Origin of the sequence: Bacillus swezeyi (assembly GCF_030908325.1) — a bacterium.
In the GTDB taxonomy this organism is placed as follows: Bacteria; Bacillota; Bacilli; order Bacillales; family Bacillaceae; genus Bacillus; species Bacillus swezeyi.
The window spans coordinates 915425-928140 of the sequence record NZ_CP133085.1 but is presented as its reverse complement, the minus strand read 5'-3'; the positions used below and the strand labels follow the sequence as shown (position 1 = coordinate 928140).

The window sequence follows — 12716 nt, the reverse complement described above, 5'->3', positions numbered from 1 at the left end:
GTTAATACCGCGGTGTCCAGATGGAACGGCTGACTTCTTTTTCAACATCGGCGATTTCTTTCTGATTGGCGCCGTCTTCAATCGCTTGCTTCACGACAGCTTCCGCGACAATTTTTGATACTTTTCTCATGTCTGCGACCGGCGGCAAAATCGATGCCCCTTCAACTTTAGGATCGACCAAATCACCAACAGCCCGCGCAGCAGCCGACAGCATGTTTTGCGTGACGACCTTCGCTTCGGCAACAATAATGCCAAGGCCTAGTCCCGGATACATTAACGCATTGTTTCCTTGGCCGATCTGATAAGTGACGCCGTTGCATTCGACATCATCAGAAGGAATTCCTGTGCATACCAAAGCTTTTCCATCCGTCCATTTGATGACATCGGCCGCTTGTGCCTCAATCAGTTTTGTCGGATTCGAGATCGGGAAGATAGCCGGACGCTCAACGTATTTCGCCATTTCTTTGATCGCCTCTTCAGTGAAGGCCTTCGGTGTCGTTGATGTACCGACAAGTACAGTCGGTTTCACATAAGCGATAATGTCTTGTAAATCTTTGTATTGTTTGCCCTGCAATTCGGCATGAGGCCTAGCAAATTTCTTTTGTCCGACTGTCAGATCCGGCATGTTATCCGTTAACAAACCTTGTTTATCGACTAAATAAAACTGCTTTTTAGCTTCTTCAAGGGTGATGTCATTTGTCCGCAACATTTCCTCCAAAATTTGATTGGCAATGCCGACTCCCGCAGTTCCGGCTCCGAAAATCAAGACTTTTTGTTTGTTCAGCGGTATTTTTGACACTTTAATTGATCCTAAAAGAGCCGCTAAAATGACAATCCCCGTTCCTTGAATGTCATCATTGATTGTACAGATGTCAGATTGGTATTTTTCGAGAATCGTCGCCGCATTGGCCCTGCCGAAATCTTCCCAGTGAAGCAGTGCTTTAGGGAATAAATTTGTGATATTCTTCACAAATTTGTCGATGAATCGATCATACGCCTCACCAGTCATCCGTTCGTGTTTATTTCCCAGGTAATTCGGATTGTTCAGCAGTTCTTTGTTATTTGTTCCGACATCCAAGACAACAGGGATCACCTGGCTTGGGTTAACACCCGCCGCCGCTGTATATACGGCTAACTTTCCGGTTGCGATTTCCACGCCGTTAATGCCGCAGTCGCCCATACCTAAAATCCCTTCACTGTCTGTCACAACGATTAATCGGATATCCCGTCCATCGGCAAAGCTTTCCAGCGCTGCATTCATATTGTCCTGATCATTGATGGACAGATAGACGGCATCCGGAGATACATAGCGGTCACTGTATTCCTCAATGGCATCTGCCACGACCGGATCATAGACGACCGGCATAAATTCGACAAGGTGCTTTCCCATTGTATAGAAGAAAAGCGTCCGGTTTGTTTTGTATATATCCATTAAAAAAATTCTTTTTTCAAGACGTTTTGCCTTTTTTTGATACTGGCTGTAAACTTGCTGCTCCTGTTCTTCAATTGTTTGAATGACCGGAGGCACCAAGCCGTTTAGCCCCAATGAATCGCGTTCTGCTTTGCTGAATCCTGTTCCTTTGTTCAATAATGGATTTGCTAAAATGCTTGACATATGAAAAACCTCACTTTTTTATTTTACATCAATCCGATGATATTCCACCAAAGCAATCCAAGGCCTGTCCAAATCGCAAATGTCAGGACAGATACGGCAAATCCTATGCCGAACCAGGCTTTTGATGACACATAATCAGAACTGAAATACAGCGGTCCGGCAAGTGTTCCGTAATTTGTCGGCTGTGCGCACAGCGCCGTTAGAAAAGCCAAATATAAGGCGGATGCAACAGGCGGGGCACCCATGCCGATCAAAATCGCCAAAAACGGTGTGTAGAACGCATTGACGTGAATGATCAGGCTCGTAAAGAAGTAATGGCTGTAATAGTAAATCAAACCTAACACCACGAAAGCCACACCCCATGACAAACCATGGACTTCCGCGCTGACAACATTGCTGAACCATTTGATAACGCCAAATCGGTTGAGCTGGGCTCCCATCATCAAGAGTGGTCCAAGCCAGACGAGCAGGTTCCAGGCGCTTCTTTGTTCGGGAATGTCAGACCATTGGATGACGCCAAAGAAAACGAGCATCGTCACACCGATAAAGGCTGCAATCGTTGTCGAGACGCCGAGTGCATTTCCGAAGATCCACAATAAAATCATCACGAGAAATGAGATCAGCATATAAATTTCCGAGCGTTTGACCGGCCCCATTTTCTCCAGTTCCTTTTGCGCCATCGCCGGTGCTTCAGGCATTTCCGTAATCTCCGGTTTATAGACGAGATAGATGAACAGCGGAATCACGATCAATGAGACAACCGCCGGCAATAACCCAGCTAAAGCCCATTGTCCCCACGAAATGTGGACACCGAGTTTTTCCGCTAATGACACCGCGATCGGGCTCGTTGAAATCGCGGTCAGAAAAATAGCCGACGTCAATAAATTGGCGTGAAACCCCAGAATCACCAGGAATGAGCCAATCTTTCGCGCTGTTCCCTGCTTCGGATCAGAACCGTATGATTTCGCCAGCTGCTGGATGATCGGAAAAATGATGCCCGCTCCCCGCGCCGTATTGCTCGGAATTGCAGGTGAGATGACCAATTCGCATAAAATCAGGGCATATCCTAAAGTCAATGTCCGTTTACCGAACAGTTTGACGAAAAGATAAGCGATTCTTAATCCGAGTCCTGTTTTCGTAAATCCGATGGCCGCGCAATATGCCGCCACAATCAACCAAATCGTGCTGTTGCTGTATCCCGAAAAGGCAACTTCAGCGCTGACTGTATGCGTAACGGTTAAAATGATCAAATCGATAAATGCATAAAGTCCAAGCGGAGCCGCATTCAAGATGCAGCCGATGATCGTTGCCAGGAATAAAGCCAGCACATGACCGCCCTGAATCGAAATGCCTGACGGGTAGTGTAAAAACCAAAGCACCGTTCCAACAATCATCGAAATGAGAAACGGAATCGGTTTAAACGCCAGCTGCCGGGCTTTTCTTTCAGGATCACTTCCCTCAGCCACAAGTATCAACTCCTTATTCATTTTGTGCTCGCTGATATTGTAGGCCCGGTTTACCGCAAAAAACCCCTATAGAATTTTTATATGTTCATAAATAAAACTAATAGTGACTTTCCCGACAAGCTGTACGGCATGCTGATAAATATTTCTTATCAGTCTATAAATAAACGATATTGTGAGCCGTCTTTCTGCTGCTCTAAAATTTGAACCAGGAAATATTTTATTTCCATAATAAATAAAAAGAAGGAATGGACATGAATATTTGGACATCGATTTCAAGCGTCATCATTATTTTGCTATTGATCGCATTAGGATTTGTGTTAAATGAGAAGGGTTGGTTTGCGGAAGGGTTTAAAGGCAGCGTCTCAAACTTGATCACAAAAATAGCGCTGCCCTGCTCAATTTTCGTTTCCGTTTTAAAGTTTTTCACGAAAGAAAAGCTGATCGACTTATCCGGCAGTTTGATCTGGCCGTTGTGCGGGGTCATCATTTCCTATGTGATCGCCTATTTATTATCTAAAATGCTGCGCACGAGAAAAGGCAGAATCGGCACCTTCAGGGCTTCATTTGTCAATGCCAACGCCATTTTTATCGGATTGCCGCTGAACATCGCCCTGTTTGGCGAAAAAAGTCTGCCTTATTTCCTTGTCTACTATATTATTAATACGATTTCTCTCTGGTCATTGGGCGCCTTTTTGATTGCCAAAGACAGCATCGACGGGCGGAGCGGCGCGGATAAAATAACGTTTAAGCAGTTGTTGTCAAAGCTTTTGCCGCCTCCGCTGTTAGGATTTATCATTTCAATTGTCTTTCTCTGGTTTGAAATCCCCGTGCCTGAGTTCGCCAGCTCTGCGCTGACATATGTAGGAAATCTGGTCACACCGCTGTCATTGATATTCATCGGAATCGTCTTAAATCAATCAGGGCTGAAAAGCATCCGTTTTGACAAAGATACGATCGGCGTTTTATTGGGGCGCTTCGTGATTTCGCCGCTCGTGCTGTTTTTGCTGCTCTTGCCGATCCCAATGGCGTCCCTGTTAAAGCAGACATTAATCGTGCAATCAGCCACAGCAACCCCGACCGTGACACCGATGCTCGCCGCGGAAGCCGGCGGCGACGTCGACTTTGCGACAAACACCGTCGCGACAAGCACGATTCTCTTTATGTTTGTCGTGCCGATATTGATGCAGCTTTTGCAGTTTGTTTAAATAAAAAAGCTGACCGGTTTGTGAAGTGCCCCCCTTTAGAATGGACATTGAAAAAACATCAATGTTACGTTCATTCTAAGTGGGGTTTTCTTATGGCTAAATCCTAGTGTGATCATTCCATTCGACAAGGGTATTGTCGAATGGCTTACAATTGCCGGGACACCCTAAAAAAATAAATACAGAAAGCCGTAAGCAATTTTAATGAAGAAAATGAAACTAACCAACATATTCCAAAAAAACAACAAAAGCCCGAGATGGAGTGGGTAAGGAAAAAATGGGCAATGACTCTTTTTGCTTCAAATAAAAAATGACAGCGTTTAAGCTGTCGAAATGTAATTTAAGAACCAATTATATTTTTAAACCAATATTTAAAGCGTCATCACTCAGTAAATTTATAATTTTGATATACGACAGCAAATTTCTTTTTCTTATTTAGCTTACTTAACTTGATTGTACTGTATATTTCTGATGTGAAAGATATATATATACCTGAAATTCCTAGTTTCCATTTATACGAACCTCTTGCATTCATATCATACCCTACTTTTTCAGCTTTACCATCAGGAACCGATGTAGAAGAACTAGTGATAATCATTAAAGGATCTGTTCCAGATGTACCATTATCGGATGCATACCTCATTTTCAATCCAAAATTCCCCACCGTATAATGGTTTCGCAGCACTAGAGATCCTAATGTGATACCAAGTGATTTTACACTAACCCTGCATGTAAATCTTCTAGCACCGTAATTTTTTTGGAGTATGTTTCCCTTTGAAAAATCATATCCAGAAGTCTTTGCGAATTCATCTTCAGGTGACTCAACAACATCCGAAGATTCTAATTCAATAGTCGTCCCCATACCTAAATCTATTTCTTGATTTTCACCTAATTCAGCATCAACTCCATTTAAAGTATTTTGTACTCGTTCTCCTACTTCTTCAAGATATTCAGTCTTCTCCGCATCAGTTGCATCCTCCAAAGCTTGGATAAACTCTTGTTTTTTAGCTTGAGTTGATAAATCACTTTCATCAATTTCAAAAATTTTTTCTTCCAAACTTAAATCTTGTGTTTTTTCCTTTGCACTAGCAGTCCCAAAGGCAGTAGGGAATACTAACAAAAAGGAAAATAATAATGCTAAAGATCTCTTCATTCCAATCACTCTCCAAATAAAGTAAATTTATTGGGTGCATTTAACTGGAAGTCTATTCAACTAATGTTAATATTATCATGTAAAATCATTGGAAACAACGCATTAAAAACAAAAAATATACTTCTATACCATTTTTAGGATCAAGGATATGAATCAATTTTATCTTCTTTAATATTTCGCTTTATAAAATTTTTAAATTAAAAAGCGTCTTAAACATTGCACCCTCACATAATTTAACAAACAAATCATTTTTTTGAAAAAAAACCTTTTTTTTCAGATGCACATGTGTTAAATTATTGTTACATATGAATAAAATAAATGAACCAAACCAATTAATCTTAATTGCAAAGGCCCTTGGAAACCCATTTCGCTTACAGATTTTAACCATCTTATCAAAAGGAGGTTGCTATGTTAGTGAGCTTGCACGCAAGTTAGAAATCAATAGGACATTACTTTATTTACATTTAACCAAACTCGAGGAGGCAGGAATTATATTTAGTGAAATGAAAGTTTCATTAGATGGTAAAGCTCTAAAATATTATTATCTAAAGGAATTTTCCTTTACGATTGATAATGATTTGATTGAGAAATTAGCAAAAAAACAATCTACAGAATATAAGGAGAATAAAGATGGGGACAGTTGATATCATCACAATTTTAATACCTATATATTATTTAGTAATGGCTGCGCTTGTCATCGTGGGTCTCGTAGCCTTAACAAAGGTTGTCAAAAGATATTTAAGGAACGGCAAATTGGCTGAAGATAAATTTAAACTTGAAAACGAGGAAATAAAGGATATCAAGCAGCGGCTTGATAAAATTGAAGCAATACTAAAAGATGTAGAATAGCATTTTCCCCATTTAGTAGTTCTGTACGATGGGGATTTTTTTGCAAGAAAACCACCCATGATTCCAATCACGGGCGGTTTGTGATTACTCGCCTAAATCAACATTATGATAAACTTGCTGCACATCCTCCAAATCTTCCAGCGCATCAATCAGCTTTTCAAATTGAGCCTGTGCATCTTCGGGAAGCGTCACATCGTTTTGCGCAAGCATTGTCAGCTCTGCGACAGTAAATTCAGTGATTCCAGCGTTTTGAATCGCCTCCTGAACGGCATGGAACTGATCAGGCTCGGCATAGACGATCACCGCGTCATCTTCTTCTATAATATCGCGGACATCGATATCCGCTTCCATTAATAATTCGAGCACTTCATCGGCCGTTTTGCCCTCGAAGCCGATGACGGCCGTCGGATCAAACATGTATGCGACAGAGCCGCTCACACCCATATTTCCGCCGTTTTTGCCAAATGTGGAGCGCACATCCGCCGCCGTCCGGTTGACATTGTTCGTCAGCGCATCGACGATCACCATCGCACCGTTCGGTCCGAAGCCTTCATAGCGAAGCTCGTCATAGTTTTCTTCAGAACCGCCCTTCGCCTTTTCAATCGCCCGCTCGATAATCGCTTTCGGTACATTATATGTTTTGGCGCGCTCAAGCACGAATTTCAGCGCCTGATTTAATTCAGGATCGGGCTCTCCCTGCTTTGCCGCCACATAAATTTCGCGTCCGAACTTCGCATAGATGCGGCTTGTATTCGCATCCTTCGACGCTTTCTTTTCTTTTATATTGTTCCACTTACGGCCCATGATGTAACCACTCTCTTTCAACATTGAATTCACAAAATCTATTATACCGCAGCCCTGGGCGAATTCATTATGTTGATGCATCGAATTTGCGACATTTTTTTGGAAATCCCCTTAAGACGCGAGATTTCTGCTGTCCTTCTGCGGTTCTTTCTTTAAGACTGTGACAAAAATGCCTGCCATGACAAACACGATGCCAATCAAATGAATATAGGTAAATTGCTCCTTCAGAATGAGGCCCGACAGCACAACAGCTGAAACGGGGAGAACCGAAGTGAAAATCCCGGACACACCTGCGGGCACTTTTGTCACGCCGCTGTACCATAAGAAAAAGGCGAGGACAGTTACAATCAGCGCATAATATATCACATATGACCAGTCAAGAATTCCCGGCGCGCCAAAATCAAACGACAGCGCTTCAATCGCAGCAAACGGGAGAAAAAATAAAAAACCAAAAAGCGACACAAACGTCGATATCGCCAATGCGGAAATATGAGGTGACAGCAGCTTCGCCATTAGTGTAAACATCGCTTCACCGATGACCGCAGCCGCGATTAAAAGATTCCCCATTAAAGCATAAGGGTTCTCGCCTTGGCTGCCTGCCCCGAACAGGTTGATCGTCATCACGCCGATCACGGCCAACACTATGCCGGCAGCCATTCGCTTTTCGATTTTTTCTTTCAATAAAAAGAAAGCCAAAACACCGACAGCCATCGGCGTGGTGCTCGTAATAATGCCGCTCTCCATTCCCGTCGTCAGCTTGACGCCATAAAGCATGCAGACGCTGAACAGGAAAACGCCTGTAAAAGACTGTATCAAGAGAACAAAGACATCTTTTTTCGTAAGAGCGGGAAAGCCCTTTTCAAAATAAAACAACAAGATGATCAAAACAACAGCCGCAATCAAAAAACGAATGCCTGACGACAGAAACACCGGAATGGTTTCCACCATCAGCTTGCCGACGACGACCGAACTGCCGACGATCGCCATCGCGAGCGCCATTGATATGTATGCAGCAAGTTGATTCCGCATTAAATTTTTCCCCTGTCTATATGTATTTAAATCTAGTTTTCATATTTATATAGTTTATCAAAAATAAGGGTGGCATTTATTATATTTTTTCAGTTTTTTCTAATAAATACAAAAAAGAAATAGGCCTCCTCAGCTTGATAGCGTCTTGATCAAGTGCCTTAACAGTATAATCCCCTTTTTAAGATCTTCGCAGGAAGCAAAAGCATATGACAGCCGAATGTAATTGCCGTTATCTTGAGCATATATGCTCCCGGAATTAAGGAGCAGCCCACGGGATAATGCTTTTGCATAAAGAGATTTCATCGATATGGATGGCAGGATCTTCAGCCAAATAAAAAATCCGCCTTTTGGAGCGTTCCATGCGGCCAGCCCTTCCAGCTCTGCTTCTAAAACTTTTAAGACGAAATTTCTTCTGAATTTGAGCTGCTCCCTGACGTTTTCCAAGTGTTTCTGATAATGGCCGGTGGTGAGCCATTCTGCTGCGACTCGCTGCGAAAGCGAGCTTGAGCCGTAGTCCGTCTGCATTTTAATATCCGATAAGCGTTCAATGACCGGCTCCGGACCGACGATCCAGCCAATTCTTAAGCCCGGGCTGAGCGTTTTCGAAAAACTTCCGATGTATAAGACACGACCATGTTTATCATCCGATTTCATCGGGTCCGGCGGCGGATGATCTATCCATAGTTCACGGTATATATCATCTTCAATAATAGGAAGCTGCTCTTGTTCACTGAATGCCAAAATCTCTTCCCTCCGCTTTTGAGACATTAACATTCCGGTCGGGTTTTGAAAACAAGGATTTGTGTATAAAATCGCTCTGCCCCGCATGTTTGGCGTCATCCGGATGGTTTGCGGCATCAGGCCTTCTTCATCCATTTGCAGGCCCGTCAGCTTCATCCCCACAGATTGAAACACATGCAAAGAATAAAGGTAAGAAGGCCGATCAAGAAAAACGGTTGATCCGCTTTGCAAAAGCCCCATCGATATTAACTGCAATGCTTGCAATGCGCCTGAAACAATCAAGATGGAAAACGGGGAAGCGTGGATGCCGGCCGTTTGTAAATAGCGGCTCAACGCCTCTCTTAAAGGAAAATAGCCTTTTGGCTCCTCATAACCAAAGGCATTCATGTTTTGGGATACCTTCCCCATCATTTCCTTCATTAAATCCAGCGGAAACATTTCATTTGAAAGCTCGCCTTTGCTGAGCTGTATCAGCTCGGCATTTGCTTCCGATTGATTAATCTCCTGAACCGTTTTCTGACTGGGCTGCTGAAATCCCGCGGCTACGTACTTCTCCCAATCAGGCGTCGAATTTTTGGCTAACAATGTCCATGTATTGCTGATGACGACCGTGCCTTTCCCCATTTTGCCTTCAATTAATCCATCAGCCATTAATTCTTCCAATGCCGTAATCACCGTACTTCTGTTGACATGAAAGGTTTTTGCCAATGTTCGCTGGCTGGGAATTTTACTGCCGATCGGCCACTCGCCATTTGCAATCTTCTCTTTTATAAATTCGATAATTTGTTTGTATTTCGGAAGTTTTGCTGTTTTCTTATTCCTCATCAATTTGTCTCCTCAGGCAGAAAAGTGGTTGGTTTAACATTTCATAAACTGGTTGAAGTCATTTTATCAAATGTCCATTAAGATGGATACACACATATGAACTGGTTGGTTTTTTGAAAAGGAGATTGTGAAATTCATGGAGAAAAAGACGATTTACATCATGATGTCATACTGCCTTATGATCTTTCTTTGGGCTTCAGCTTTTCCGGGAATTCGTGCGGGCCTGGAGGATTATGCGCCGCAGCATCTCACATTGCTTCGTCTGCTGTCGGGTTCCGCAGCTTTAGTTGTCATGGCTGCTGCGATCCGGATGCGGCTGCCGCATACAAAAGACATTCCCATTATTTTATTACTCGGTTTTTTAGGCTTTTCTGCCTACCACACGTTGCTGAATTTGGGCGAGGAAACGGTTAGCGCCGGAATGGCAAGCCTGCTTGTCGCGACTACACCTATTTTTTCAGCATTATTAGCCCGGTTGTTTTTTGCAGAACGATTTGGTGCAGCTAAATGGATTGGATCATGTATCAGCTTTTTAGGCGTCGGGCTCATTTCATTGGGTACTGGAAACTTTGCACACTCGGCGGCAAGCATCTTGTTCATCTTATTAGCTGCGATTTCAGAGAGCCTCTATTTCGTTTTTCAAGAACGCTATATTAAAAATTATGGTTTTATCCCATTTGTTACATATACGATTTGGGGCGGAACAATTCCAATGCTGTTCTTCCTGCCAGGAATGGCTGAAGAGCTTGGCAACGCATCCATTCAATCGACTGCCAGTGTCGTCTATCTAGGTTTGCTGCCGACAGTTGTGCCATATTTTGCCCTTGCTTATATAACCTCGCGCGTAGGAGCTGCAGAAGCTGCGGTTTCGCTTTACTTAACACCAGCTTTAACGCTCATCATCTCATGGATATGGATTGGGGAAGTTCCTGCTTTTCTTTCCCTGCTCGGAGGGATGGTGACGATAGCGGGTGTATTGTTCACCTATCGGAAAACACCAGCATGAATGATAGATAAATGCCTTTAACCATCTTTTGCCCTATATCTTTTAAAAAAATCAGTATCCAGGACGATGACGGCAACGGCACGCTTGAACGGTGGCGGAAGAAGAGTTTTTATAGGTATCAAAGTGTGATTGGGAGTAATGGGTTGAGTGAATAAAATCAGGGATGTCCCGCGGGTGGGGCATCCTTTTTATTTGGAACGGCGCGCCTTGATGAAAGCAGTCATTAACGCGCACACAGGTCGAACTGCGCAATCTATCCTGCTTTCTCGTCTCATCCTTTATGGAAAAAGCAGAAGATCGACCTGATCCCTCCGCTGGCGGCGCCATCCTTTTTGAACCATGTGCCTCCTGAACCACCCCATTCAAAAAATCATCTAATAGCAGGCAGTGTAAACGTTCTGGCGAGGATAGGATTTCAGGTTTTTTTCAAATTCGTATTTAACAGAGATTGCTGCATGCTGTCCCCCCTTTTTCCGCCTTTTCCTCATTTTAAATTCCCAAATCGACGCTGCTAAACCTGTAAAAAACGTAATTTATTCTGTAATAAGTTCATTGTTAATCTGAATTGTAAGCGCTTTAATAATATTGGGAGAATAAATGGCGCCATGAATCCTTCCACCTGATGAAAAGACAGTGATCGGAGGAATTCAGATGGGTTCAAAAGCAATGATATGGCGGCAGCGTATTGGATACGGCGCCGCAGATCTTTCTTGCAATTTAATATGGCAGATGATCACGCTTTACCTCTTATTTTATTACACAGATGTCGCAGGATTGGCGGCTGCCCATGTCAGCCTGCTTTTTTTGCTGACGCGGTTTGTGGATGGAATCACAGATATCCTGATGGGTGTTGCCATTGACAAAACGAATACACGCTGGGGCAAATCGCGTCCGTACTTTTTAATCGGCGCAATTCCATTCGGCCTCTTGGCTGTGCTGACGTTTTTAGTGCCTGATGTGGGAGAGACGGGCAAGTTGATTTACGCTTATATCACGTATATTGGATTGTCTGCGGCATATACGATGGTCAATATTCCAATGGCTTCGATTTTGCCTAGTCTGACAAGCAACGCCAATGAACGGACAACTCTTGCAACGGTTCGGATTATCTTTTCGCTGATCGGGGCAACGGCAGTCAGCGCGCTCACGCTTCCGATGGTAAATGCGCTGGGAGGCGGCTCTCAAGCACAAGGGTTCTTCTGGACGATGCTGATTTTCGCTGTCATCGGGATGCTGTTGTTCTTTTTCACATTTAAAAATGTGGAGGAAAAAGTCAAGATCAGGCGGCAAAAAGTGACCTTGAAGACATCATTTTCCGGCTTAAAAGGGAATAAACCGTGGTACATCTTCATGATCAATATCATTTTTATGTGGGGTTCATATTTTCTGCAGCAGGCGACCTTAATCTACTTTTTTACTTATCATATCGGCCGTGCCGATTTGGCAAGCATCATTGCCACGATCAGTTCATTCGTCCCGCTTTTCGGCACGCTGATGACGCCGTTTTTCGCGCGCCTGATGTACAAACGCACATTGTTCATGATCGCAAGCGCGGTTAATCTCGCCGGAATCGTTGTCATGCTCATCTCAAATGTGAATGTCACGGGCTTGATCATCGGTGCTGTCATTGCGGCATCAGGCTATGGACTAAGGCAGGCCATTTACTTTTCGATGCAGGCAGATCCTGTCGATTACGGCGAATGGAAAACAGGCATCAACGCATCAGGCCTGATGATGGCGCTGAACGGTTTTATGGGAAAATTAACGTTTGCGCTTGCAGGGGCATTATCAGGTCTGCTCCTGACATGGGGCCGTTACGTTCCGAATCAAGCCCAGCCGGATTCTGCGTTGTTTGCGATTAAATTAGGCTATTTAATCATCCCGGCTGTATTGGTCGTTTTATCAATGGTGACGATGTGCTTCTACAACCTTGATAAAATCTATCCTAAAATACGGGCCGAACTTGACGAGCGCTACCAAAAAGACGAAACGGACGACCATCAGACCGCACTCTAGCTCGAAATGG

At 43.5% G+C, this 12716-nt stretch carries 11 protein-coding genes; 5 read left to right on the top strand and 6 right to left on the bottom strand.

All coding sequences use genetic code 11. From position 1 onward, the window contains the following. Position 1: 1 nt before the first annotated feature. Together maeA and RBH91_RS04300 are read right to left on the bottom strand one after the other, a co-directional pair. A complete protein-coding gene (maeA, locus tag RBH91_RS04305; RefSeq protein WP_307893595.1) occupies positions 2-1615 on the bottom strand; it encodes an oxaloacetate-decarboxylating malate dehydrogenase in 1614 nt (537 codons plus the stop codon). Positions 1616-1638: 23 nt separating this feature from the next. After that, a complete protein-coding gene (locus tag RBH91_RS04300; protein WP_307893594.1) occupies positions 1639-3081 on the bottom strand; it encodes a DASS family sodium-coupled anion symporter in 1443 nt (480 codons plus the stop codon). Positions 3082-3332: 251 nt separating this feature from the next. Between RBH91_RS04300 and RBH91_RS04295 the strand changes: the two genes are divergently transcribed. Next, positions 3333-4286 (top strand): AEC family transporter, encoded by a 954-nt coding sequence (locus RBH91_RS04295; RefSeq protein WP_307893593.1) that lies wholly within the window; start codon positions 3333-3335, stop codon positions 4284-4286. A 379-nt stretch (positions 4287-4665) separates the two neighbouring features. Here the strand turns inward: RBH91_RS04295 and RBH91_RS04290 are convergent, their stop codons facing one another. Further along, on the bottom strand, positions 4666-5436 hold the full coding sequence (locus tag RBH91_RS04290) for a hypothetical protein (protein ID WP_307893592.1): 771 nt from the start codon (positions 5434-5436) through the stop codon (positions 4666-4668). A gap of 305 nt (positions 5437-5741) precedes the next feature. On the opposite strand from RBH91_RS04290, the gene RBH91_RS04285 reads away from it, so the two are divergent. Beyond that, positions 5742-6080 (top strand): ArsR/SmtB family transcription factor, encoded by a 339-nt coding sequence (locus tag RBH91_RS04285; protein ID WP_307894662.1) that lies wholly within the window; start codon positions 5742-5744, stop codon positions 6078-6080. Continuing rightward, positions 6067-6285, top strand: coding sequence for a hypothetical protein (locus RBH91_RS04280; RefSeq protein ID WP_307893591.1), 219 nt, complete (start codon positions 6067-6069; stop codon positions 6283-6285). Before RBH91_RS04285 ends, RBH91_RS04280 begins: the two co-directional genes overlap by 14 nt. A gap of 84 nt (positions 6286-6369) precedes the next feature. Here RBH91_RS04280 and RBH91_RS04275 read toward each other — a convergent pair whose 3' ends face one another. From RBH91_RS04275 to pdxR, 3 genes are all read right to left on the bottom strand, one after another. Further along, positions 6370-7089 (bottom strand): YebC/PmpR family DNA-binding transcriptional regulator, encoded by a 720-nt coding sequence (locus RBH91_RS04275; RefSeq protein WP_307893590.1) that lies wholly within the window; start codon positions 7087-7089, stop codon positions 6370-6372. A 111-nt stretch (positions 7090-7200) separates the two neighbouring features. Next, positions 7201-8118, bottom strand: a complete 918-nt coding sequence (locus tag RBH91_RS04270) for a DMT family transporter (protein ID WP_404802473.1) — start codon at positions 8116-8118, stop codon at positions 7201-7203. Positions 8119-8247: 129 nt separating this feature from the next. Further along, on the bottom strand, positions 8248-9684 hold the full coding sequence (pdxR, locus tag RBH91_RS04265; protein WP_307893589.1) for a MocR-like pyridoxine biosynthesis transcription factor PdxR: 1437 nt from the start codon (positions 9682-9684) through the stop codon (positions 8248-8250). 136 nt (positions 9685-9820) lie between these two features. Between pdxR and RBH91_RS04260 the strand changes: the two genes are divergently transcribed. Both RBH91_RS04260 and RBH91_RS04255 read left to right on the top strand, forming a co-directional pair. Further along, positions 9821-10690 carry a DMT family transporter gene (locus RBH91_RS04260; RefSeq protein WP_307893588.1) on the top strand — a complete coding sequence of 290 codons (870 nt, stop codon included), beginning with the start codon at positions 9821-9823 and terminating at the stop codon, positions 10688-10690. A 651-nt stretch (positions 10691-11341) separates the two neighbouring features. After that, complete coding sequence (locus tag RBH91_RS04255) at positions 11342-12706, top strand: glycoside-pentoside-hexuronide (GPH):cation symporter (RefSeq protein ID WP_307893587.1); 1365 nt, start codon at positions 11342-11344, stop codon at positions 12704-12706. Positions 12707-12716: the final 10 nt, after the last annotated feature.